The organism is Synechococcus sp. 60AY4M2 (assembly GCF_002760375.1).
GTDB lineage: Bacteria > Cyanobacteriota > Cyanobacteriia > Thermostichales > Thermostichaceae > Thermostichus.
The window spans coordinates 1,728,092-1,751,028 of record NZ_AUMZ01000001.1 but is presented as its reverse complement, the minus strand read 5'-3'; the positions used below and the strand labels follow the sequence as shown (position 1 = coordinate 1,751,028).

24 protein-coding genes, 1 tRNA gene, 1 pseudogene and 1 riboswitch are annotated in these 22,937 nt (G+C 60.1%); of the genes and pseudogenes, 9 read left to right on the top strand and 17 right to left on the bottom strand.

What is annotated here, in order from left to right; all coding sequences use genetic code 11:
* Positions 1–32: 32 nt before the first annotated feature.
* The 6 genes from thiC to SYN60AY4M2_RS07665 all read right to left on the bottom strand — a co-directional run bounded on the left by thiC (position 33) and on the right by SYN60AY4M2_RS07665 (position 5,188).
* The gene (gene thiC / locus SYN60AY4M2_RS07690; RefSeq protein ID WP_099812647.1) at positions 33–1,400 is read right to left on the bottom strand and encodes a phosphomethylpyrimidine synthase ThiC; all 1,368 of its coding nucleotides are present in this window, start codon (positions 1,398–1,400) and stop codon (positions 33–35) included.
* Positions 1,401–1,405: 5 nt separating this feature from the next.
* A riboswitch (TPP riboswitch) is annotated at positions 1,406–1,506 on the bottom strand.
* A gap of 202 nt (positions 1,507–1,708) precedes the next feature.
* Complete coding sequence (locus tag SYN60AY4M2_RS07685; RefSeq protein ID WP_041438007.1) at positions 1,709–2,476, bottom strand: hypothetical protein; 768 nt, start codon at positions 2,474–2,476, stop codon at positions 1,709–1,711.
* Positions 2,440–3,180, bottom strand: coding sequence for a DUF1995 family protein (locus SYN60AY4M2_RS07680; RefSeq protein WP_011428938.1), 741 nt, complete (start codon positions 3,178–3,180; stop codon positions 2,440–2,442). The genes SYN60AY4M2_RS07685 and SYN60AY4M2_RS07680 overlap by 37 nt, the downstream gene beginning before the upstream one ends.
* A 40-nt stretch (positions 3,181–3,220) precedes the next feature.
* Positions 3,221–3,685, bottom strand: coding sequence for a GUN4 domain-containing protein (locus SYN60AY4M2_RS07675; RefSeq protein WP_011428939.1), 465 nt, complete (start codon positions 3,683–3,685; stop codon positions 3,221–3,223).
* 50 nt (positions 3,686–3,735) lie between these two features.
* Positions 3,736–4,263, bottom strand: a complete 528-nt coding sequence (locus SYN60AY4M2_RS07670) for a hypothetical protein (protein WP_099812646.1) — start codon at positions 4,261–4,263, stop codon at positions 3,736–3,738.
* A gap of 160 nt (positions 4,264–4,423) precedes the next feature.
* Entirely contained in the window at positions 4,424–5,188 is a 765-nt protein-coding gene (locus SYN60AY4M2_RS07665; RefSeq protein ID WP_099812645.1) for a GvpL/GvpF family gas vesicle protein, read from the bottom strand.
* 201 nt (positions 5,189–5,389) lie between these two features.
* Between SYN60AY4M2_RS07665 and SYN60AY4M2_RS07660 the strand changes: the two genes are divergently transcribed.
* Positions 5,390–6,010, top strand: coding sequence for a DUF3318 domain-containing protein (locus tag SYN60AY4M2_RS07660; protein WP_011428942.1), 621 nt, complete (start codon positions 5,390–5,392; stop codon positions 6,008–6,010).
* Here the strand turns inward: SYN60AY4M2_RS07660 and surE are convergent.
* Complete coding sequence (surE, locus tag SYN60AY4M2_RS07655; RefSeq protein WP_011428943.1) at positions 5,993–6,724, bottom strand: 5'/3'-nucleotidase SurE; 732 nt, start codon at positions 6,722–6,724, stop codon at positions 5,993–5,995. The genes SYN60AY4M2_RS07660 and surE overlap by 18 nt on opposite strands.
* Before the next feature lie 188 nt (positions 6,725–6,912).
* Between surE and gap the strand changes: the two genes are divergently transcribed.
* On the top strand, positions 6,913–7,944 hold the full coding sequence (gap, locus tag SYN60AY4M2_RS07650; protein ID WP_099812644.1) for a type I glyceraldehyde-3-phosphate dehydrogenase: 1,032 nt from the start codon (positions 6,913–6,915) through the stop codon (positions 7,942–7,944).
* On the opposite strand, the gene folK is transcribed toward gap, so the two are convergent.
* The 7 genes from folK to SYN60AY4M2_RS07615 form a co-directional block, all read right to left on the bottom strand.
* Complete coding sequence (gene folK / locus SYN60AY4M2_RS07645; RefSeq protein WP_011428945.1) at positions 7,930–8,436, bottom strand: 2-amino-4-hydroxy-6-hydroxymethyldihydropteridine diphosphokinase; 507 nt, start codon at positions 8,434–8,436, stop codon at positions 7,930–7,932. The genes gap and folK overlap by 15 nt on opposite strands.
* Before the next feature lie 6 nt (positions 8,437–8,442).
* On the bottom strand, positions 8,443–8,814 hold the full coding sequence (folB, locus tag SYN60AY4M2_RS07640) for a dihydroneopterin aldolase (RefSeq protein WP_099812643.1): 372 nt from the start codon (positions 8,812–8,814) through the stop codon (positions 8,443–8,445).
* Positions 8,801–9,670 (bottom strand): dihydropteroate synthase, encoded by an 870-nt coding sequence (folP, locus tag SYN60AY4M2_RS07635; RefSeq protein ID WP_099812642.1) that lies wholly within the window; start codon positions 9,668–9,670, stop codon positions 8,801–8,803. Before folP ends, folB begins: the two co-directional genes overlap by 14 nt.
* A gap of 637 nt (positions 9,671–10,307) precedes the next feature.
* Positions 10,308–11,399 (bottom strand): redox-regulated ATPase YchF, encoded by a 1,092-nt coding sequence (ychF, locus tag SYN60AY4M2_RS07630; protein ID WP_099812641.1) that lies wholly within the window; start codon positions 11,397–11,399, stop codon positions 10,308–10,310.
* A gap of 153 nt (positions 11,400–11,552) precedes the next feature.
* Positions 11,553–12,947 (bottom strand): 23S rRNA (uracil(1939)-C(5))-methyltransferase RlmD, encoded by a 1,395-nt coding sequence (gene rlmD, locus SYN60AY4M2_RS07625; protein ID WP_099812640.1) that lies wholly within the window; start codon positions 12,945–12,947, stop codon positions 11,553–11,555.
* 187 nt (positions 12,948–13,134) lie between these two features.
* Entirely contained in the window at positions 13,135–14,433 is a 1,299-nt protein-coding gene (locus SYN60AY4M2_RS07620; protein WP_071813484.1) for an O-antigen ligase family protein, read from the bottom strand.
* A complete protein-coding gene (locus tag SYN60AY4M2_RS07615; protein ID WP_011428952.1) occupies positions 14,426–14,791 on the bottom strand; it encodes a 2Fe-2S iron-sulfur cluster-binding protein in 366 nt (121 codons plus the stop codon). The genes SYN60AY4M2_RS07620 and SYN60AY4M2_RS07615 overlap by 8 nt, the downstream gene beginning before the upstream one ends.
* A gap of 125 nt (positions 14,792–14,916) precedes the next feature.
* On the opposite strand from SYN60AY4M2_RS07615, the gene SYN60AY4M2_RS07610 reads away from it, so the two are divergent.
* Positions 14,917–15,369 (top strand): phosphomannose isomerase type II C-terminal cupin domain, encoded by a 453-nt coding sequence (locus tag SYN60AY4M2_RS07610; RefSeq protein ID WP_206336915.1) that lies wholly within the window; start codon positions 14,917–14,919, stop codon positions 15,367–15,369.
* Positions 15,370–15,376: 7 nt separating this feature from the next.
* On the opposite strand, the gene SYN60AY4M2_RS07605 is transcribed toward SYN60AY4M2_RS07610, so the two are convergent.
* Both SYN60AY4M2_RS07605 and SYN60AY4M2_RS07600 read right to left on the bottom strand, forming a co-directional pair.
* A complete protein-coding gene (locus SYN60AY4M2_RS07605; RefSeq protein ID WP_099812639.1) occupies positions 15,377–17,758 on the bottom strand; it encodes a M48 family metalloprotease in 2,382 nt (793 codons plus the stop codon).
* Between the two features lie 180 nt (positions 17,759–17,938).
* Positions 17,939–18,385 (bottom strand): transcriptional repressor, encoded by a 447-nt coding sequence (locus SYN60AY4M2_RS07600; RefSeq protein WP_011428955.1) that lies wholly within the window; start codon positions 18,383–18,385, stop codon positions 17,939–17,941.
* Positions 18,386–18,711: 326 nt separating this feature from the next.
* Between SYN60AY4M2_RS07600 and SYN60AY4M2_RS07595 the strand changes: the two genes are divergently transcribed.
* Entirely contained in the window at positions 18,712–19,092 is a 381-nt protein-coding gene (locus tag SYN60AY4M2_RS07595) for a hypothetical protein (RefSeq protein ID WP_011428956.1), read from the top strand.
* Between the two features lie 46 nt (positions 19,093–19,138).
* The gene (locus tag SYN60AY4M2_RS07590; RefSeq protein WP_099812638.1) at positions 19,139–20,413 is read left to right on the top strand and encodes a D-alanyl-D-alanine carboxypeptidase; all 1,275 of its coding nucleotides are present in this window, start codon (positions 19,139–19,141) and stop codon (positions 20,411–20,413) included.
* 196 nt (positions 20,414–20,609) lie between these two features.
* On the opposite strand, the gene SYN60AY4M2_RS07585 is transcribed toward SYN60AY4M2_RS07590, so the two are convergent.
* A tRNA-Ile gene (locus SYN60AY4M2_RS07585) sits at positions 20,610–20,682 on the bottom strand.
* Positions 20,683–20,790: 108 nt separating this feature from the next.
* Here SYN60AY4M2_RS07585 and SYN60AY4M2_RS14760 point away from each other — a divergent pair.
* The 4 genes and pseudogenes from SYN60AY4M2_RS14760 to SYN60AY4M2_RS07565 form a co-directional block, all read left to right on the top strand.
* Entirely contained in the window at positions 20,791–21,444 is a 654-nt protein-coding gene (locus SYN60AY4M2_RS14760; protein WP_099812637.1) for a TMEM165/GDT1 family protein, read from the top strand.
* Between the two features lie 369 nt (positions 21,445–21,813).
* Complete coding sequence (locus tag SYN60AY4M2_RS07575; protein ID WP_099812636.1) at positions 21,814–22,284, top strand: photosystem I reaction center protein subunit XI; 471 nt, start codon at positions 21,814–21,816, stop codon at positions 22,282–22,284.
* Positions 22,285–22,333: 49 nt separating this feature from the next.
* Positions 22,334–22,447, top strand: a complete 114-nt coding sequence (locus tag SYN60AY4M2_RS07570; protein WP_011428960.1) for a photosystem I reaction center subunit VIII — start codon at positions 22,334–22,336, stop codon at positions 22,445–22,447.
* 333 nt (positions 22,448–22,780) lie between these two features.
* Positions 22,781–22,903: pseudogene (locus SYN60AY4M2_RS07565) on the top strand (helix-turn-helix domain-containing protein); the annotation flags it as partial.
* Positions 22,904–22,937 lie beyond the last annotated feature (34 nt).

The following is a 22,937-nucleotide window of genomic DNA, read 5'->3' as shown; positions in this document are numbered from 1 at the left end:
AACTTCGTTCGAGGCCCAGGGCAAGCTAATGCCTAAGCTGTTGACTGCTTGGCCAAGAATCGCTCCAGCTCGCTCAACGCTTCTGCGTCCATTTTGGTCTGCATGGGGCAGAACTTCGGTCCACACATCGAGCAAAACTCCGCCGTTTTGTAGATATCTGCCGGCAAGGTCTCGTCGTGATATTCTCGCGCCCGCTCTGGGTCTAAAGACAACTCAAATTGTCGGTTCCAATCAAAGTTGTAGCGGGCTCTGGACATCTCGTCATCTCGATCCCTGGCCCCAGGACGGTGGCGGGCAATATCGGCAGCGTGGGCGGCAATTTTGTAGGCAATGAGGCCGTTGCGCACATCCTCGGCATTGGGCAAGCCCAGGTGTTCTTTGGGAGTTACGTAGCAGAGCATCGCCGCCCCGTACCAGCCGGCCAAGGCCGCCCCAATGGCAGAGCTGATGTGGTCGTAGCCAGCGGCAATATCGGTTACCAGCGGCCCCAAAACGTAGAAAGGAGCCTCGTCGCATTCCTCCATTTGCTTGCGCACGTTAAACTCAATTTGATCCATCGGCACGTGCCCTGGCCCTTCCACCATCACCTGCACATCGTGCTCCCAGGCCATGCGGGTCAACTGCCCCAGGGTTTTCAACTCCGCCATCTGGGCCTCGTCAGAAGCATCGTGCAGACATCCGGGCCGCAAAGCATCGCCCAGGCTAAAAGAAACATCGTATTTCTTGAAGATCTCGATGATGTCGCGGAAGTGGGTGTAGAGCGGGTTTTGCTTGTGGTGGGCCAACATCCAACGGGCCAGGATCCCACCTCCGCGAGAGACAATTCCTGTGAGACGGTTGCGCACCAATGGCAGATATTCGATGAGGATCCCGGCATGGATGGTCATGTAGTCCACCCCTTGCTGGGCCTGCTTTTCGATGATGTGCAAGATATCTTCTGCCGAGAGTTTTTCGACATTGCCATGGACACTTTCTAGAGCTTGGTAGATGGGCACCGTGCCGATGGGCACCGGAGAAGCTTGGATAATAGCCGTGCGAATTTCGTCCAAGTCGCCGCCGCCGGTGGACAGATCCATAACGGTATCGGCGCCGTATTTAATGGCCAATTTCAGCTTTTCCAGCTCTTCGGCTAATCCAGAGGAGCTGGGGGAGGCGCCAATATTAGCATTGACTTTGCAGCGGGAGGCGATCCCGATGCACATGGGCTCTAGGTTGGTGTGATTGATATTGGCAGGGATGATCATGCGGCCCCGCGCCACTTCTGAGCGGATCAGCTCCGGCGGTAGGTTCTCTCGCCGAGCCACGTAGTCCATCTCTTCGGTAATCACGCCCTGCCGGGCAAAGTGCATTTGCGTAACATTTGCTTGCCCACGACGGCGGGCAACCCATTCGCTGCGCATGGTGTCAACTCCGGTACTCGCTTTCCTACGCTGGTATGACCCAGATCAGGTTCTGAGGATGTAATCTCAGCCTGGGGGCAGCCCCCAGACACTCCTAGCGTGTTGTGATTCTATCACCGAAATTGGAACTGGGTTGGAACTTTGGGATCGATATCAGAGTAGTTTGAGACAATGCCCTGGCGCGTCGCGCCGCTGACCCTTCCAGTCTCTCCCCTCACCCCCAGTCCCTTTCCGATAGGAGCAGCGATACGAGCAGTCTGCCCTGGGGAAGTTGCTGCAGCTAGGGGGCAAAAATATCATCAGAAGCATTAGATGCTGGCGAACCCTTCAGGCAGTGGCTTTTTTCTTTCTAAAACGGGCTTATCTGCCTTCAATAACCACTGTGCCCTGGCCGAAAGCTTTTTGAAAAAGGGATCCGAGAGGATACTTTTTTCTTCTAGCTGTGGGATCCACACATGTTGCCTCTTGGGATCGCTTTGGATCTCGATTTTGCTCGAAGTGAGCAAGTGATCAGTTAATCTCGCCGAGATCTCTGACCAGTCGATTTCCTGCCCTAAGTAGAAGCTATGTTGCTCAAGAACGCAACCGATAATCTTGCTTAGGAGATCGTCCTCTACGGGTTTGAAAAAGCAGTTGTCGTGAATGTAGATTTGGTGGACAACTCTATTTCCAAGCCTCTCTTGGTCGACAACAAGAAAGTCTTTGCCTTCAAATCGGATTTCTAATTCATAGGCGACGGCATCAGTTAGCAAATATTCAGTAAAATGTTTGGAAAAATTTTCTCGGCAAAGTTTCTGAATAGGAGACTGTTCTAGGCATCTTACACGATCCGATAGTCCTTCTAAATCTGGAGAGCAGGCCAGCAATAAAACATTATCCTGATACTCTCCATAAATCTTTGAATACCAGATCGCGCCGACGTTTTTAAATGGCTCTAAAATGACTCGCAAAGACACACTTGCGCCGCTGAGAGATAGGTTGGGGTAGCTAAGCTGGGTGAGCCGTTGCCGCGACCACCAGTCTTGAAGCTGCAGGTCGATCATGGGATCCCGCCCAGCCAGCGCCGCCAGCTCCACCAGGGATCCCCTCTCTTGCTGGCCCTGAACAGCTCGGCCACTTCTTCGCCGCTGGGCCGAGCCCTAAAGGTTTTGAGGACGCTGTAGAGGCCGGGCTCTTCCTGCTGCCACACGCTCCAGGGATCCGGGTAGGCGCGAAACAGGGCTCCTTCTACCAGCGAGCGCAGGTAGTAGCTGGTCTCAAAGGTGCTCAGGAAGCGTTGCCGCAGCCGGCGCCCGGCCAACCCCACCCCCACTGCGGCGGCATCCTGAAGTTGCGGGTTGAGGAGAACGACGGGCTTGGGATCCCGGCCTTTGGCCGCCAGCCCAGAGGGATCGCCGCCGCTCACCAACTGGCAAACCCGCTCCACCTGATCCAGGCTGTAAACCGCCGGCATCACGAACAGGACACTTTGTTCTGGCGTAGGTTGGGTGCGGGCAGTCAGGCTCTGCAGTTGGATCCCGTCGGGGAGGGATCCCCATTCCCGCTGGGCCAGGGCCGCTCCGCCGGCATCGCTGAACAACACCAAAGCCGGTGGCGGCACCAACTCCAAAAATGGACGAGCCAAGACTTCCGGCTTGATGTCGGGGGCCAGGATCTCGATGAGCAAGCGGCGGTATCCCGCTTGCAGGGCCAGGCGTGTGGCCTGGATGGCCTGCTCGCAGGCTTGGGCCAGATCGCCGGGCAGGTGGGGAAATTGGGTCAGTTGCAGTTGCTCGGCCACAGTCCAATCCAACTTAGATTCAATAAGATTCAAAAGACGCTCAGCCGGATAGGTCTTCCCAAGCTCTGTGGGTAAGCAGCTCCTCCAGCACCCGCACCCCCCGCAGTTGGTTGGAAAGGGGCAGGTGGCCCTTGGGAGCGGACAGATCCCAGGTGAACTCGTCGGGATAGCGAGTCCAGTGGTAGCCTTGCTTCCAGCCAATCAGCGGCCAGAGGCGCTCCCAGTTGCGGTTGACCCCCAGCCAGAGTTGCCGCTGCACCGAGTAGCCGAAGCGATCCCCGGAGGCCGCCCGCCACAGGCCATCGATGGTGCGCAGATCCTCTGCCGGGATCCGGCTCACCTCGGAAAAGTACAGCCAGCCCCGCCGCGCCGCCCCCTCCCCCGCCGCCCGGCACAGCAGTTGCAGGCTCAGCCGATCCGCTTCCAGCCAAGCTCCCGCCGCTAACAACTCCTGCAAAGGCCGGTAGTCGATGTTCAGGGCTGAAATCAGAGGGACTGTCACCATTGCCGTTGCAAAGGGTTTCTTTCGAATTCTAGTCCCTGTCGGCCAGCCCCTCAGCTTTCGGGCGGGTACTGGGGCGGATTCCCAAAGAGGATGCGATAGCCAATATAGGCCACCCCCAACAACCCCGCCAGGATCCACAGAAAGGCCGAAAAGGGTAGGTAAGAGAAAAAGACAACATAGACCCGGCGGCTGAGCCAAGAGAGGATGAGATAGACCGCCGCCAAAATGCTGATCCCTTGCAAGGTGCGGAAAGCCGGCACCCGCGAGAGGGGCATGCGCTGCCGTGCCACCCAGATGGAGCTAAGGAAATAGTAGGGAGGCACCAGCAACAAGAACATATCCGCCTGCTTGACCACCGCCTGCCAGCCGGCCGTGTTGGTGGCATAGGCCAAGTAACCGGCCCAGAGGACAAGGCTTGCCGCTGCTAAGCCAATGTTCAAGCTGAGCAAAAAAGGCTCTTCCCACTGCCCTGGGATCCAGTAGCAGAGAACCCAAACCAACCAAGGAGCTGCAAAGAGCAGGATGGCAATCGTTAAGCCGTTGGCGTTGAGCTGGGTAAAAAATGTTTCCAGGGTCATGACGGCTGAGGGGACGGGAGGTCACTTTCAAAAATAGTAGTGTAGTCCAATCCCTCACCAGAATCCGTAAGTAATACCCTGAAAAATTACAGCCAAAACATTGCATCCTCGCTGGGTCAGGGTTTCCGGGCGCGCGAAACGGGATCCTTTTGCTAGGGCACTACTGAGTACATCTGGAGGGATCCCGCAGGGCACCCACAAAGTGATAGGGGGGCAGGGACTCGCTCCAGTCCAATTGCCAGTGGGGGTGTGCTGCTACCCAGGTTTGGGCGAGCTGGGCTGCCGTTTCCCGTTCGGCAGGGGTGAGCAAGAAGTAAAGCCGCAGGACTTCTCCCGGCTGCGGATCCCCTCTTTGCACTGGCCAGGTAGAAGGCCAAAGCTGCTGCAGGGCCGCCAGCTCCTGTTCTTGCCGCTCTTGGGCCTGTCGTTGCTGGAGATAGGCTTGTTTGCGGGCCAACAGATAGGCTGTGCCGCTGGGAGCGGGTTGGGGATCCGGGGGGGGCTGGGGCGACAGTTTTCCTTTCAGGCAGTACTCGGCTCTTCCCCCGATGGCCGCGAGGGCCTGTTCGTACTCCGCCTGCTGGGCCAATAGGTGGGATCCCAGCTTTTCGGCTGAGAGAAAGCAGGTGCCAAAGCGCAGGGGCAGCAGCGGCATCTGGGCAAACAGCCGGCAGATCACCTGGTCGTGGCGCAGGGCAGAACGCAGCAGCACCTCATCCGAAGCCTGCAGCGACGCAGGATCCGGCATCGGCTCCACAGCAGCGGCAATTCGGCCTCCTGTGGGAGAAAACACCTGCAGCGGCCCGCGGATCCCTTGAGTTTGTTGAATGAAATGCCAAAGCGGCGCGTCTGGCATCGGCAAGAAGGCATAGGTGTAAAGGGGGCTGCCGGCGCTCTGTTCGCTGGGTTCCGGTAAAACTGGCATTGGCTCGGATCGAGGCGTAGACTTTTCCTCTCAGTCTAAGCAAACTTGCTGGCGCTTTTTGCCCTGGGGGGCTGCTACTGGCGACCTGAAGATGCGGTAGACTAATCCTGGCAGGGTTTTTCAGGTCTGGGGTGTTCAGGGCCGCAAGGCTGCCGGGGGGTAGGTGGGATCCTCTCTCTCCGTGCCTCTACAGGTAAAACTATGACCAGCCGCTCAGACTTCAAACCCTTGGAAACCTTTCAAAAAGAAGAGATCGAACGCTTGCGGGATCTGCTTCCCGCTTCTCTCCGGGCCTTGATCCGCGTTGTCCCCCACTCGGGAGGTGAGGCCCTGTTGTTCTCCCGCCGCAAGGCCCCTTGGCAGCCGCAGGGCATCATTGCCATCGATTTTCGCCGCTGGCAAGGGATCCCGCAGCCGCAGCGGGATCTGCTGTTTTTGCGGGAGGTGGGCTGGTTCGACAACCGCAACTGGCTACAGCCGGGGTTTTACCAGTCGCTGGCCTTGCTTGGTGGCATCACCACCGTGGCAGAGCTCTCTTTGCAGCACCCGTTTTCTGCCCTGTTGGCGGGGGGCATCACGGCGCTCTCGGTGCGGCAGATCTGGCAAAACCTGAATCGGGAGAGCGCCCATTTCGATGCCGACGAGTTTGCCTTGCGCCGCGCCCAGTTCCGCGGCTACACCCGCCAAGAGGCAGCCCAACACCTAGCAGATGCCCTGGAGCAGGTTCTCAAGCTGGATCCCACCGATATCCTGACGGCACTGCGGCTGCAGCGGCTGAGAACCATCGCCCGCAACCTCACCCCCTCACCTGGGAGCTCCTGAGCACAGGTGCACCTGGGTGATGGCGATCCGACCGGAGAAGCAGATATCGGTATCGGTCTGGGGATCGCGGGCTCGCTCTGCGTAGCGCCCCTGGTAGCGAAACCACAGCGATGCCAAGCCTTCCCCCTCTGCTTCTACGGCGTAATCGAGTGGCAGCGGCTGCGTGCAGAGGGGGCAGTAAACTCGCTCCGGCAAAGGGGATCCCGGTGGCAGGTGGGGCAAGTTGACATTCCAGAAGGAGCCGGCTGGCAGGGGTTGTTCCATCAGCTCGGCCAGGATCTCCCGCGTCCACCGCTGGGCCTGCTCCCAATCGATGGGTTGGCTCCCTGCCCGATACTGGGAAATGGCGATCCCTCCGATCCCACGCAGCGCCGCCTCCCGCACCGCCGCCACCGTGCCGGACAAGTACACATCCGATCCCAGATTCCCTCCCTCGTTGATGCCAGAAAGCACCCAATCCACGGCAGGGGCGAGCTTAAACAGGGCCACCCGCACACAGTCGGCAGGGGATCCCTCGACGGCAAAGGTGCGCTCGCCGCGGGCCCAGGCGCGAAAGGGCCGCCCCGTCGTTACCTGGTGGCTACAGCCGGAAATCGGCTGGTGGGGGGCCACAATCCAGCAGTTTTCCTCGGCAACGAGAGCGCTGAGGGCCAGTCTGAGGTGTGCCAGCCCCGCCGCCTCGATGCCATCATCGTTGGTCAGCAATACCTTCATCTGAATTCCTCTACCCGCAATTCCTGGGTTAGCCTAAATCGCAAATCTCCGTTGGGATCCAAATCTGGAGATCTGAAGTGCAAAGGCAAGGCGGATCCCGTTCTTCTTCTAACCTATCCCTAAGGGGTTGGCGTCTCCTGCGCCGCAGCCCTCGACCCATGACCATGAACTGATACCGGAGGATTGCCATGACCACACGGGTAGCCATCAACGGATTTGGCCGCATTGGCCGGTCGTTTTTGCGGGCGCTGCTCTCCCAGCCGGGGCGAGGGCTGGAGGTGGTGGCGGTTAATGATCTCACCGAGCCGGAGAACTTGGCCTACTTGCTGCAATTTGACTCCGCCTACGGGCGCCTGCCCCAGACGGTGAGCGTTGTGGATGGCCACCTGCAAGTCGGCAGCCACAAGATCCGGGTTCTGGCAGAACGGGATCCGGCGCAACTGCCCTGGAAAGACCTCGGGGTTGACCTGGTGATAGAGTCCACCGGCCTGTTTACCAAGCGGGAGGGGGCGGCCAAACACCTAGAAGCCGGCGCCAAGAAAGTGATCATCTCCGCCCCTGCCAAAGGCGCCGACCTGACGGTGGTGATGGGGGTTAACGACGACCAGTACGACCCAGAGCGGCACCATATCGTCTCCAACGCCTCCTGCACCACCAACTGTCTGGCGCCGCTGGCCAAGGTCCTGCTGGATCGCTTTGGCATCGAGACGGGCTTTCTCACCACGTGCCATGCCTACACTGCCACCCAGGCCATTGTGGATCGCCCGGATCCCAAGGACTATCGCCGGGGCCGCTCGGCGGCGGTGTCGATTGTGCCTTCCACAACAGGGGCAGCTACGGCAGTTGCCGAGGTCTTGCCTGCCCTGAAAGGGAAGATGGACGGCCTGGCACTGCGGGTGCCCACCCTAACCGGCTCGATCGTGGACTTTGTGGTGCGCACTGAGCGGCCCATTACCAAAGAGGCGGTCAACCAAGCCTTTGTGGAGGCAGCAGAAGGGCCGATGCGCGGTATCCTGGCCATTGCCCCGCCGCACATTGTCTCGGCCGATATCATCGGCGATCCCCACTCTTCAATTGTGGATCTGGAGTCGACGATGACGCTGGGGGATCGCACGGTGAAGGTGCTCTCCTGGTACGACAACGAGTACGGCTATGCCTCGCGGCTGGTGGATCTGGCGGCGAAAATGGCGGCTGCGCTAAAGAGCTCAATCCCAGCCTAGGTCAGTGCGCTCCAGCCAGGAGCTATCCAGGGCAGCCAGCGCCTCAGCTGCGGCTATGCCGGTTTCGGGGTGGCGCCAATGGGGAGCAATCTCGCACAGCGGGGCCAGGACAAAAGGGCGCTCCATCATGCGAGGGTGGGGCAGGGTTAGCTCAGGGCTCTTCAGGATCCGGTTGCCCATTGCCAGCAGATCCAAGTCCAGGGTCCTGGCCTCCCAGCGGATGCGCCGCACTCGCCCTGCCTCCTGCTCGATGGCCAGCAGCGCCCTCAGCAACTCCAGGGGCGATTGGTAAGGGGGAAAGGGATCCAACGCCACCACAGCATTGAGGTAGTCGGGCTGGCCGGGTGGCCCCCCTTGGGCGGGGCTGCGGTAGAGGCTGGAGCGAGCCACCACCTGGCCCAACCTGAGCAACTTCTGCCCAGCCGAGCGCAATTGCTGCAGCGGATCCCCTAGGTTGCTGCCCAGGGCAATGTAGGCTAGGTCGGGCTGCATCGAGGGTTAGCTATTGGGAGAACGGTGGCGGACAATCTCCACGTAGACATCGTCGAACAAACCGGGCAGGGGGGCCTGTGGCTTGTGCACCCGCACCGTCAGGGCTTCCACCTGGGGATAGCTTTGCCACAGCCGCTCAGCAATCCGGTCTGCCAACGTCTCGATCAGCCGGTAGCGTCGCTGGGTTACCTCTTCCCGCACCGCCTCGTACACCTGGGCGTAGTCCACTGTGTGGGCCAGGTCATCCGCTTGGGGAACCCAACCAAGCTGCATCTCCACATCCACCACAAAGCGCCCTCCCAACACGGCCTCCTCAGGACGATAGCCGTGGTGGGCATGGAGGCTAAGACCCCGCAGCACCAGCCTAGTTGGGTTCATCGTGGAGACCTGCCCAGGCCGCCAGAGCCGAGACATGAGCGGGGACGTTGTGCACCCGCACCAGGGTAGCGCCCCGGCTGGCGGCAAAGAGGTGCACGGCTACGCTGGCGCTATCCCGCTCTCTAGGCACAGCAATGCCGGCAAGCTGGCCGACAAAACTTTTGCGCGAGGCTCCCACCAGCACCGGGTAGCCATAGGCCACCAGCCGCGGCAGCGCTCTGAGGAGGGCAATGTTCTGCTCGGCGGTTTTGGCAAAGCCCAGGCCGGGATCCAAAACCACGCTGGGAACACCGGCTGCCAGGGCCCGTTCCGCTTGATCCTTGAGAAACCCAAAAACTTCTCCCTCCAGATCCTCGTAGTGGGTAAGCTGCTGCATGGTGCGGGGCTCTCCCCGCATGTGCATGATGATTGCCGGCACCCCCTTCTCGGCACACAGCTGCATCATCTGCGGATCGCGCAGGCCGGTGACGTCATTAATCATGTGCGCTCCAGCCGCCAGAGCTGCCGCTGCCACCTCCGTTCGGCGCGTATCGACGCTGATGAGAATGCCGGATCCCTCTAGAGCCCGAATCACGGGCAAAACCCGGTCGCATTCCACCTCCACCGGTACCGGCTCTGCCCCCGGACGGGTGGACTCGCCGCCGATATCCACAATCAAGGCCCCCGCCGCTGCCATGGCTCTGGCTGCCTGCACGGCAGCTTCCACGGATCCCCACTGGCCGCCGTCGCTAAAGCTGTCGGGGGTTACATTGAGTACCCCCATCACCGCCACACCCCGCCAGGAAAGGCAGTACCCCTCCGGTGTTTGTTCTGCCCCAGGCAGGGGACGGCGAGAGAGCAAGCTGGTAACGCCCATAACTCCTGCAAGCTAATTCGCTGTCAGAGCAGCCGCCCCAGATAGGACCAGCGCGTGCCTAGCTGAATTCTAGAAGTAGGGAAGCGCAGGGGGCAGTAATCTATACAGATCCCTCGCTCCGTTTGTTTTGGGGTATTGCTAGGTGTCTCCCGTGAAGGGGAGGAGTGGCTGCGTGGCGCGGGCCGCGGTTGTGTATCTGCCTTGGTATGACCCTCAGTTGGTTGAGTGAGTGAGGGGAAACGTCACCTGAGGTCGGCAAAAAGCCATACCTAGGAGGGATCCCCTGCCAGCCTAAGGCCAAGGAGTAGCCTTAGCTCGCAGAGGAACCCCTCCCGCTTGAGCTAAAACATGATGTCGTCTTCCGAACGACCCCAGATGCACCAGATGATGGAGGCAAAAATTGCTAGGTAAACCCAGGCCATCGGCCCGTATTGCAGCAGATCCATCAATACATCCCTTAAAGTACTTGTTTATCTAGTCCAATTATTGTGATGTTTCGTTACAGCGTCAACAGTTTTCTCAGGAAAACGGTTGCGTCAAGCAGACCCCTTGGAAGCAGGGATCCCTGGCTAGATAAGTCGTTTTGCCTAGAGGCACTGCTGAGAAACCACGGCTTGGCTGAATAGGCTAGGGAGTCCTAGACATGGAAACGGAAGAGCATCACATCTCCTTCCTGAACCACGTAGTCTTTGCCCTCGCTGCGCACTAGGCCCTTCTCTCGGGCGGCACTCAGGGATCCCGCTGCCACTAGGTCCTCATATGCTATCGTTTCCGCCCGGATAAAGCCCCGCTCAAAATCCGAGTGAATAACCCCCGCTGCCTGAGGAGCAGTGGCACCGGCAGGGATTGTCCAGGCGCGGGTTTCTTTGGGGCCGGAAGTAAAGTAGGTGCGCAGGCCCAGCAGCTCGTAGGTGGCGCGGATCAAAGATTTCAGCCCCCCTTCTTTCACCCCCAGCGAGTCTAGATAAGCCTGTCGCTCTGCAGGCGGCAGCTCCACCAATTCCGCCTCCACCTGGGCTGAGACCACCACCACACGCGCCCCTTCTGCCTGGGCCACTTGCCGCACCTGCTCCACCCACGCGTTGCCAGTGGCCAGCTCCGTTTCCGCTACGTTGGCGGCATAGATCACCTTCTTGCGGGTGAGCAGCCCTAGCCCTTTGATGGAGGCCTCCTCTTCTGGGCTGAGGGGCACCAGGCGGGCCGGCTTGCCCTCGTCCAAAGCGGCCTGCAGCTTCTCCAGGGCCTGCAGCTCTACTTGAGCCGTTTTGTCGGACTTGGCCTGTTTGCGCACCCGTTCTAAGCGCCGCTCGATCTGGGCCAGATCCGCCAGGGCCAGCTCCAGGTTAATCACGCCCATGTCTCGCACCGGATCCACGGAGCCGGCCACATGCACGATGTTCTCATCTTTGAAGCAGCGCACCACATGTACGATGGCGTCCACCTGGCGGATGTGGGAGAGAAATTGGTTGCCCAGCCCCTCGCCTTTGCTGGCGCCGGCCACCAGGCCAGCAATGTCAACAAACTCAATCTGGGCGGGGACGATTGCCGCCGAGCCGCTGATCTTGGCCAGCACCTGCAGGCGTTCATCCGGCACTGCCACCCGTCCTATGTTGGGCTCAATGGTGCAAAAAGGGAAGTTGGCCGCCTCGGCCTTGGCATTTTCGCAGAGGGCGTTAAATAGAGTCGATTTGCCCACATTGGGCAGGCCAACAATTCCAGCTCTGAGCATCGAGATCGCGGAAGAAAAACTAGGGTAATGGAAAGGGATCCGTTGCGAAACTTTAAGGTCACTATTTTGACGTTAGCATTTGTCGCCTCTGGCTGCTGCGTTTACCAAGAGGGCGGCTCTGCGGCAAGCTGGGCAAGGTTTTTGGAGTTGCCCTCAGACCCGCTCCAAAAAGGCCACCCCCTCTACATGGCCTGTTTGGGGAAAGAAGTCGGCCGCTCGCCATTGGGTTAGGCGGTAGGATCCCTCGGCCATGAGAATTTGCAGGTCGCGCGCCAAGGTGGCAGGGTGACAGCTAATGTAGACAAGGCGCTGGGGTTGTCGCTGCTTTAGGATCTCGAGTACCTGCCGCTCGCAGCCGCGCCGCGGCGGATCCAACACCACAATATCGGCAGGAGGCAGAGTTGGCAAAACCGTTTCCACTGCGCCCTGGAAAAATTGGGCCGAGGGGATGCCGTTGAACTGGGCATTGTAGCGGGCCTGGGCCACCGCCGCCGGCAGGACTTCCACCCCTATCGCCCGTTTGGCCCGCCGGGCCAAGAGCAGGGTTAGGGTGCCGATGCCGCAGTAGGCGTCCAGGACGATCTCCTCGCCGCGCAGCTGGAGCTGATCCACTATCCAGGTAAAAAAGGCCTCCGCCTGCTCCGTGTTGACTTGAAAGAAGGAGGTGCTGTCAATCCAAAAGGAAAGACCGGCCAATTCTTCCCGCAGGGATCCCCGCCCGGCAATCACCTCCGTTTGCGGGCCAAAGATGGTGTTGGTGCGGGCCGGGTTGAGGTTGAGACAAACCCCCACCAGGTCGGGGTAGCGCTGCATCCAGCGCTTGGCCCACCTTTCTAGGTGGGGCAGGTCGCGGCTGCAACTGACCAAGGTGAGGAGCACCTCGCGGGTGCGGCGACCAATGCGCAAGCCCAAGTGACGCAGATGGCCCTGGTGGCGGCTTTCGTCGTAGACGCTCCAGCCGGCCTCCTGCAGATCCCGCTTAATTTCCCGCAAGAACACATCCAGCCGCTCGTCCTGCACAGGGCACTGGTTGAGGTTCACCAGGCGGTGGCTGCCCGGTCGGTAGTAGCCCATGCGCAGCGGCTGGCCCTCTGCTTTGGCAATGGGGTAGGTGACCTTATTGCGGTAGCGCAGCGGCTGCGGGGATCCCAAAATCGGGACAGGCTCCGGCAGAGTAAGACCGCCAATTCGTTCCAGCGCATCCCTGAGGATCTGCTGCTTGGTAACCAATTGCTGAGCGTAGCTGACGTGCTGCCACTGACAGCCACCGCACTTGTCCGCCACAATGCAGGCCGGCCGCACCCGCTGCGGCGAGGGAGCTATGAGGGAGCGAATTCGCCCGACCAGATAGTTGCGCTTGATCTCAGTTATCTGAGCCACCACGCGATCCCCTGGCACCGCTTGGGCGACAAACACCACCCGACCCCGCCCGTGGCCAAGCGTATGGGCAATGCCATCGCCCTCAGGGGTTAGGTCGGTGATCTCCAGGGATAGGAGATCCCCCGGCTTGATGGGATCAGGGGCCAGAGAAGGGATTGGCTGCTCCATGGAAAAAGGTGGTTGACGTTCTCCCCAGCCCTATTCGCGCAAGCGGGACAGAGTCCTCAGGGCGGGGCCTGCGCCGCCAAAGTTTTGGTCAATCGAAATCGGGTGAGACCATCCAAAGCTAAACTCGATACGTAAGAAAATCCGGCAACCGAAACAGAGTAATCCCAGAAAACCCAAGGGAGGAACTCTATTGTGGCATTGACCGGGGTGCCTGGGGATCCGCCGGAACCCTCTTTGCCTGGCTGCAGCGGAGCTCGAGGCTGGCCCCCCAAGCTGCGCCCAAGAGCAAGGTGATCAACAGGTGAAGGCGGCCATCCAAGATCACCACATCCAAAAGCCCCGCAGCAAAAAACGCCGTCAAGGCCAGTAAAACTCCCAAGAGGATCTCGTCTTGGGAGCAACGCCAGGCTCGCCAGCCCCGCGCCAAGATCCAACCCCAAAGGGCCAAGTAGCCCAGCAGCAGAGGGATCCCGCCTTCTGCCGCCAGATGGAGGTACAAGTTGTGGCAGTGGCCCAGCAGCTCTGGCGGATCCTGGGCATTGTAGAGGGCAGGAAAGCTCTGCCAGCCCCAGCCGGTCAGGGGCCGCTCCCACACCATCTGCAGGGCAAAGCGCCAGGCATCGAGGCGGTTGGCCGTCGAGCTGAAATAGGGGGCCTGGGGGTCAAAGGTGTCTGCCAACCGGCTCCAGATCAAGGAAGGGACAACCGCCCGCCAGCCGGGCCAGTCCAAAGCAGCGGCCAAGCCGGCTAATCCCAAGCCGGCCAGGAAGGCGAGCCCCCACCAGCAGCGCCGCAGGGCCAGCCCAATCAGTAGCGCCAGCCCCCCTGCCCCCCAGCCGTTGCGGGAGGCTGTCAGCAGCAACAGCAGGGATCCTAACCCCAGCAGCGCCGCCAGCCCTGCTCTGGTGGGGTGAGATTGAGTTGCCCCCCACAGCCCCGCCGCCAAGCCCAGATGGATCACAAGATAAATGGCCAGGAGATTGGGGGAGGTGAAGGCTGCCGCCGGGCGCTCCCCACCGGCCACGCCCGTAATCCAGAGCGGCCCCAAGAAGAGATGCCCCTGCCACCCCCACAGCACTTCTCCCCAGCCCAAGAGCAGCATCAGGCCACTGCCCAGCACCAACACCTGCGCCAGGCAGCGGCGGCTGAGGGGATCCCTCAGCGCTGCAGCAAAGGCCGGCAGCATCAGGAGAAAAGGCCAGTAGTTGAACATCCCCGGCAAGCTCAGCCGCCAGTCCTCCCCCAGCAGCGCTGTCACCACCACCGCCAGGCTCAGCAGGCCCGCCAGCCAAAAGCCGGGATCCCGCCGGATTTGCTGCCAGTAGCGGCCATAGCTTTGCACCGTCCCCACCACCGCCAGCAACAGACTAGGGGCCAGGTTGACCGGGATCAGCGCCGCCGAGCCCAACAGCCAGCCCTGGAGCTGCCAAGGCCGGGGGGACGGCGGCAGGTCTTTAGAGGCAACTGAGGCAGAAAAATTACTCATCGTCGAGGGGGATCCCCGCTCGTACCCGCCCCTGGCCAAAGTAGCGGCCAAACTGCAGCTCGTACACCTCATCTTCATCTTGCGTTTCCACCCACAGCTCGGAGCGGGCATAGCCCACGCACAGCAGCCCGTAGCCCTGCTCCTTCAGCTCCCGCGAGATCCCCATTGCCTCCGGCTGGTAGAGGGATCCCTGCCGGATCCGCACCGCACAGGTGGTGCAGGCGCCGTTGCGACAGGCAAAGGGAAGCTGGATCCCTTGGGCTTCGGCAGCCTCCAGGATGTATTGGTCGGCAGGCACCTGGATGAAGTAGTGGGCGTCTTTCTGGCGGTCGTGGATGTGAACCGGGTAGGAATGCATGGAGAAGAAGGGCCTTTTCCCCCGATGAGGAGACTTCTCCATGATCCCACAAGATTTGAGTGGAGTTGGGCTACTGCCCAGCTCCATAGGATAAGCTGAAGGCAGGGCCCCCAGGAGAGCAGCCTATGCTAGAAACTCCCAATTCCCCCATGCCCTCAGTGGAAAAACTGCCAGCTACCTTCTCGGCTGAAGTTTTTAACAAGCTCATCGAGAGCAATACTGAAACTCGTCCCTGGGGCAGCTTTACGGTGCTGGACGAGGGCCCCGGCTACAAGATCAAGCGGATTGTGGTGCTGCCCAAGCATCGCCTCAGCCTGCAGATGCACTACCACCGCAGCGAACACTGGATCGTCGTGGCCGGCACCGCCAAAGTGACCTGCGGCGATGAAGAGCGGCTGATCACCACCAACCAGTCCACCTACGTGCCCCCCTGCACCAAGCACCGCCTGGAAAACCCCGGCGTCATCCCCCTGGTGATCATCGAAGTGCAAAACGGCCAGTACCTGGGCGAAGACGACATTATCCGCTTCAGCGACGACTACGCCCGCGCCGACAGCGGGCAGTCGACCTCATCCTGAGCCCGTCCTAGAAGGGGAAAACGGTCATCAGCAGCAAGGCGGCCATCAAGCCCAGCGCCACCTGCACCGCCTGTCCAAAGGCCGGATGGCTGGTCACCACTTCGCCATAGCGGCTCTGGAAGCGGGACAGATCCAGGTAGGGAGCTATCCCCCGCCGGAACCATCCCACCACCGTCCCTTCTTGACCCACCAGCCTGCCTGCCCGGCTGGCCCCAAACAGGAAGTTGCCCAGCGGCCCAAACCGAGAAACATAGCGCAAGAAAATCATCCCCGTCTCATCCTGGAACTTGAGATCGGAGCCGAAGCGATAGCCCGCATCCCCCCGCCCGATCACCCGCCCCTCTAGCTGCATCGGCAAGCCGCGCAAGGGGCTGGCGTAGGGGTTGCTCATGGCCTTCAACACCGTCAATGCCGGCGGGTTTTCCAAGCTGGGGTACATCACCGTCATCTTCAGCAGCAGGCCCAAGCTGGCTCCCGCCAGAACCAGGCCGGCAAACATGCCGTAAGACCCCGCCTGCAGAGCGGGGATCCCAAGCACCATCCCCAAGATCGCCCCCAGCCACTCGGCGTTTAACAAAACCACGTCCAGAAGAAAATTGCCGTAGAGCTGCTGGCGGTTGAGCTGCTTGCCCTGGGCCACCACGCTGGCCATGTCGAACTCCACCGGCAGATCCAGTTGTTCGGCATAGGTGCCCAGCGCCCGCACCCGCTTGCCGGTGAGGGGATGGGTGGAGTTCAGCTCCATCCACCCGGCCCAAGGGTTAAACAGATCCCACAAAAACACCCTGCCCACCTGGCTGGGATCCGCGGCCACCCGGTAGGCTGTCCCCGCCATCACCGCCGCCTTGGCATCGTAGATCCCCAAGGCCCGTGTGCCTTCCAGCAGGCGAGCGCTGCGCTGTCGGGTTTCCTCATCCTGTTGCCGCTCCCCTTCTTGCACAATGCCAAAGGCTATTTTCACCAGAGCCCGCGAGAGGGCATTGGGGTTGCCGGTGATTTCGGCGGCAAAGTGATCGGCAAAGTACTCCCGCACCCGCGACAGGTACAGCACCAAGTAGGAGCCGGCCACGTAGAAAAAGTAGGCGACCAGAGCCAAGGAACCTACGTTTTTGCCCCCTCTGCGGTCTCGGCGCGTGTCGCGCAGGTAGACGTAGAGGAGGTAGAGAATCTGCACCAACGTGGAAGCCAGGGTCATGACAGCAAAATCCCAGTGGATCACATGCCCCAGCTCGTGGGCATAGACCGTGGCCACCTCCTCATCTTCCAAGTAGGTGAACAACCCTTCGCTGACGACGATGCGGGCCGTATCCGGCAGGCTGCCATAGGTAAAAGCAGTAGGGTTTTGGTCGCGGATCAAGCCCAGCTTCGGCTGCTTCAGCTTGTACTGGCGACAGACGCGGGCGATCACCTCCGCGCTCTCTGGGCTGCGACGCCCAATTTCCGCCAAGCTCACCCACTGGGTGCTGTAGAGGCTGTGCTGGATCCAGTCCATCAACCAGGGAGACAAAAAGAAAATGAGGGCGTTGAAGGCCAGGGTGAGCAGAACGGCGGAAAGAAAAGAGCCAAAAGAGAACCCCCCTTCCAAGGTGCCGAAAACGGCCAGGGCCAACACAAACACCATGCCGAACAACAGGCTCAGGGTCACGCCGGCGGCCAGAGTGAGGTTGCCAGCAAAGCTGGCCAAAACCAGCGAGACCCCTGTCTGAGGAGTGCGGTACCGGCGTCGGGTCTGACCGGTTCTGAGATTGGAGGTGGCGGGATCCAAGTCGGCCAAGGCGCGGCTGGGGTTGAAGCAATAGCGGCTCAGCCAAACGCTCAACAGGCGCAGCTCGTGGGGATTGAGGCTTTTCAAGGGCTCTAGCCACAGGGCCGCATCCACCGACAGCATTGCCGTCGAGACAGCACCGGGGTTGCGGAACAAGGTGGGCAACAGGGGCAGCACTTCTTCCTTTTGCCCAGCGGTGAGGTTATGAAAACCCAAGACCGCCTGGCGCACCACGCTGGAGGGTTGAGGCAGGTCAGCGGTGAGCAACTGGCGGTCTTGGACAAAGCAATAGCGGCTGAGATCTGGACTGTCGGCGGGATCCCCCCTGCCCGTCGCCGCTTCCGGAGCCAGCCTCACCTGAGTTTTCCAGTTGGCCTGCTGTTGGCCGATGGGGCGGCTGTAGAGAGCCAAGCGCTTGACTTGGGGATAGCGGCTGGGAATTGCCTTCTGGAACCAGGCCGTCAGCCTCTCATGGTCGAGAGCAACGTGAGCAGGGTGGTTGATCATGATCACCAAAGCGTAATCCCCAGGACTGCTTTGGAGGGGCTGGGCCTTCACCTGAACTCTCAGACGCAGGTCTGCCAGAGCTTGCTCTAGCCACTGCGCCAATTCCTGCTCGTTCATGGCCGTCTCCCGGAGGGGGTAGGGTAAGCTGAGCTATTGCTTCAATTGCCAATGGCTTTCGACTTTACAGCGGCTATTCTGGCATTTTCTCTACCAAGGGATCCCCATCTCCCCCCAAACCCAGTACAGAACGCCCAGGGCAAGCATTTATCCAGGAGCTGAGCTGCAGAAATTGTTTGGCTACAAGATCGAGCGCTGTCCCTCCGGGCTGATGCCGATGATGGTGAGCTGGCAATCCAGCACTTTAAAGCCGTACTTTTCAGCCACCTTCTGGCTGATATTCAGGATGGCGTTGTTTTTGAACTCAATGACCTTGTTGGTCTTGATGCACACCAAATGGTGGTGGTGGTGGGGGGCCGGCTGGTTGATCTCGTAATGCTTGTGGCCTTCGGTCAGTTCCAGCTCGCGCAAAATGCCCATGCGCGCCATCAGCTTGACGGTGCGATAGATGGTGGAAAGGCTGATGTTGTGGCCTTCTTCCCGCAGCTTTTTGTGCAGCTCCTCGGCGCTCAGGTGAGTCCCCTCAGGCAAGTTTTGAAAGGTCTGGAGGATGATTTCCCGCTGCCGAGTGGCTCGCCAGCCTTTGGCATTTAGCTCCGCTTTGAAGGCTTCTTCCGTGTAGACCATGATGCCCCCCTCCGCTGTTGGGCAACGTCGCCGTAACAGTCAATAAGTTCTGTAATTGATAATAGCCTCATTTAAGATAGCGCCACTGACTTTCGGCTGCCAAAGGGATCCTGTTGCCTTCTTGAGAAGCAACGGCAGCGCCTGGGCCGGCAGAAGAAGGGGTGCGGGAAACCGGATCCCGCGTCTATTGGAAATGAGCTAGCCTACAGGGTATGCCCAGGTGGCCTTATAGTTCGAGTGAGTCTGGGCTAACATAACTCGGGAAAAGGCCCGCGGCATCCCGGCGGCGTTGCTAAGCGTAGTCAATACGGGAAGGGAAAACAAAGATGCGGTTTGAGCAGCCCAAAACCTATTCCATTTCTCTAACCGGCTGGGGCTTCTGGCTGGGATCCCTGGCCTTGGCAGCTTTGCTGACCCGTGTCGGGCTGGGGTGGCTGGTCGCCGGGTTGGTGGCTCTGTTGCTGTTCTTGCTCTCTCTGCCGGTGCTGGTGCTGCTGGCCTTTCGCTGGTGGGCGCGCCGCTGGATCGCCACGGATCGCTGCCCGGTGTGTGGGTCCGAGTCTCAGGCCATCGAGGGCAGCCGCTTCTTTTGCCCCAGTTGTGGCGAGCCGCTGTTTGTTGCCGATGGCCATTTTTATCGGCAAACGCCCCCCGGCACCATCGACGTGGAGCCGCTAGAAGAAAGCGGCTGGGAGTTGCCAAGCTGAGGGCTCCGCTCTGGGGGTGGGTTGGCGTTTTTAGAGGGCATTTTGGGTGAAAAGTGCTCCGCAACGCTATTGCCAACGACAGCGGCCGGGCTGGCGGCTGGTTGCGATCTGGGGGGGGACGCTCTCGGCGGCGTTCCTTCTGCTGAGCTCAGCTCAGGCGACGGCGCAGGGATCCCTGCAACCTCAGGTGGAGACCTACCTGGCCCAGTTGAGCGGCCGCGGCTTTGCTTCCACGGCCCAGGGGGTTTGGCTGCAGAGGGGCGACGAGGTTTTGGGGCAACATCAGGGATCCAAGGCTTTGCCGGCGGCCTCCCTGACCAAGGTGGCCACCACCCTGGCTGCTCTGCAGCAGTTTGGCCCGCACCACCGCTTTGTGACCACCTACTTGGCAACCGGTTCGCTGGGAACGGACGGAGTTTTGCAGGGCGATCTCTGGGTGCTGGGGGGGGAGGATCCCTTCTTTGTCTGGGAGGAAGCCTTCGCGGTGGGGAACGCCCTCAACGCCCAGGGGATCCGCCAGGTGCGCGGGGATCTGGTGGTGGTGGGCCGCTTCTACATGAACTTTTCCCGGGATGGGGCCCGTTCGGGATCCCTGCTGCGCCAGGGGCTGGATGCCCGCCTCTGGCCCCCGGAAGCCCAGGCGCAATTCCAGACCTTGCCCCCCGGCACCCCCAGGCCGCAGGTGGAGATTTTGGGGTCGGTGCGAGTTGCCCAGCAGATCCCTTCGGAGGCCCAGGTCTTGCTCAGGCATGAGTCGCCTCCCCTCATTCACCTGCTCAAGCTGATGAACCTCTACAGCAACAATGCCATGGCCGAGATGCTGGCAGAGGCGGTGGGAGGAGCGGCCCAGGTTGCCCAAATAGCCCGCGCTGCAGCAGGGATCCCGGCAGAAGAGCTGCACCTGATCAACGGCTCGGGATTGGGGGTGGAAAACCGCATCTCCCCGCGGGCCAATGTAGCCATGTTGCGGGCAACCCAGGCGTTGCTGGAAGAGCGCGGCTTGTCGCTGGCGGATGCCTTTGCCGTCGTCGGCCAGGATGTGGGCGTGCTGGAGCGGCGGCTTCTGCCGGGGATCTTGATCGCCAAGTCGGGCACCCTGAGCGGCGTCAGCACCTTGGCGGGCGTGTTGCCAACTGAGCGGGGCGATATCTGGTTTGCCGTCATGAACGGCGGGGCCAACTTGGCCGACTTGCGCACCTGGCAGGGAGAGTTTCTCAGCCGGCTCCAGTCCCGCTGGGGATCCCCCGCCGCCTTGCCCGAGCGCTGGCTGCCTCGTCCCTTAGATACGAGATCCCGCAGGGAGTCGAGCCCTCGCCTTTGACGGTTTGCCTGGGAGGGGTCGCCTCAGCAGCAAAGCGCCTGGGGATGGCAAACCCTCGCAAGCCGGTTTCAATTCAGCCAGAAGCCGCAGGAGCCCCGCCCCCCAGTCCCCCCGTGTACGGGGGGATATAGGGGGGATTGAGGGGGCAGTCGGAGTCGGGTAGTTTACAGCCCTTCTCCGGAGAGGGTTGCGGCGATGGGGCGTACAGGAATCGAACCTGTGTAAGGCAAATTATGAGTTTGCTGCCTAAACCGCTCGGCCAACGCCCCTTCTTCTTCTACTTTTTACTCTAGCGCCCTTGTTCTTTCCAGAACCGGTGAAAAAGAGCCCCGCTACAGGATAAGCTGCATGTCGGTGGTTAGCGGACAGCAGAGACCATGGCATCAGCGCGTTCCTGGCAGAGGCAACTGGCTTTAGGCTTGGGGCTGACTGCCTTATCCTTGGTTCTCGGTTTGGTTTTTTGGGCCGTTGGGCAGCACTATCTCCCCTGGAACGAAGCCGCCTCTGTGGACTGGCAACCCACCGGCCAGAACCTGGCTCTGTCTCCTGCCCTGGAAGCGCAGACGGTGCCGTCCCCCCCTGAAGCGCCTTCCGCCGTCAACAACCCGCCAGAGGGATCCCCGCTACAGCTCTGGCTTGTTACCTTTTTAACCGTGTTTGTGGCGGAGATGGGCGATAAGACTCAGTTGGCCACCTTGCTCATAAGCGCCCAGTCCAAGTCTCCCTGGGCGATCTTTTTCGGCTCTGCCAGCGCCCTGGTGACCGCCAGTTTGCTCAGCGTAGCCTTAGGGGGATCCCTGGGGCAGGTGATCCCGGCAGCCTGGCTAGAATGGTTGGCTGGCCTCGGCTTCCTGGCAATCGGGAGCTATGTTCTCTGGCGAGAATGGCAAGGGAAGCGTGAGCCCTCTGGAGGAACCGAGGATGGCCTGCCAGGGAAAATTGACACTCCCACCCAGGGGATTCTTACGCAGCCCAAAATGGACTCGCGAAGGCGCTGTCAAGACGCCCCTAGACAGTCCTTTGAGGCATAACCTCAAAGTTCTGCTTACTTCGGACTTAAGTTCCTCCAGGTTAGTTATTGCCGCGCGGGTTTTGCACCGCAGTAGGTTGTTTTCCTGGAGAAGCTCTGTACTAACTATAACAAAGAAGCAACTAAAGTTGCTCAAGGGCTTTTCCGCCGCGTACTAAAGTACGGGGCTACCAAGCTATCCTTTTGTGTAGCGCGGCTCGCAGTTGCATTCTATCTTCTGGGGTGGCACGGCGTCGTTGAACCAAAGCGCGAGGGTCTGTATCTCTGTTAAGCAAGCATGAACTTTTTTAACGATCCGGATAGCGGCTGCTGAGACGAGAACTGAGGCCCCGTAGAATGAATCCCAAAATTCCAGCCAGGATCTTCGGACATGGATTACATTCGCACCTTTAACGACGATCCCTGCGAGGGCCATCTTTCAACGCCCATCAGTGACTCTCCTCTCACCCGTCTGTTTATCAACAACCTCCCCATTAACCGGCCTGGCCTATCGCCGCTGTTGCGAGGGCTGGAGATTGGGTTGGCGCATGGCTATTTTTTGGTGGGGCCAGAAATCGTGGTGGGCCCGCTGCGCGACTATCCTGAGGCAGCCAATTTGGGCGGGCTGGTCACGGCGATGGCGATTGTGCTGCTGGGAACCGCCTGTATGTCCGCCTATGGCAGCGTTACCTTTGGAAACAAGCCGGAAACGCCGGGCGCCAATCCTCTATCTACGGCCCGTGGCTGGGGGGATCTGACAGCAGGATTTTTCTTGGGAGGTATGGGTGGCGTGTTTGCTGCCTACTTCTTGTTGGAGAACTTTGCCGGGATCGACGCCATCTTTCGAGGGTTGGTGAATTAAGGTTAATTGAGTTGTCAAACTTGTCAAGGCACTGGAGAGGAGCAAGATCATGACCGGTTCTTACGCTGCTGCTTATCTTCCTTGGATTTTCGTCCCCATTGTCGGTTGGCTGCTGCCGGCAGTAACCATGGCTGTGCTCTTTTTGTACATTGAGCGCGACTAACTGGTTCTCATCTCAATGGGTTTCGGAAGAGGGATCCCTAGCTAGACAAGGGATCCCTCCCTTTTTGGCACAGCGGCTGTTTCTGGACGCGCTGCCGTCTTGCCTGGGGCAGTACCCGACCAAGGTTGGGTCTTCTTGCTTTTGGGAAAGGGGAACTTCCAAAGGACTTTAGAGTGGAGCAGGATCCGGCGAGCTGATCCCATACCAACAAGGAAAAGGGCAGCTTGCGCAACCCCCTTTCAACTTTTAACGAGAAGAAGAAGTCGATGGCCAGCCTTACAGCCTTTTAATTTAAAATAGGGTACAGGTATTCAAGAGGAAGGAGAGAAAGGAATGCCGACTCATTCTTTGGATTTGCGGCAAAGAGTTGTAGCAGCCTATCAGGCAGGTAACACCTCCATCCGCCAGGTAGCTAAACGCTTCATGGTTACCAAAAGAACAGTACACCGCTGGGTGTGACAGTACCAACAAACTCAAGATTTAGCCCCTA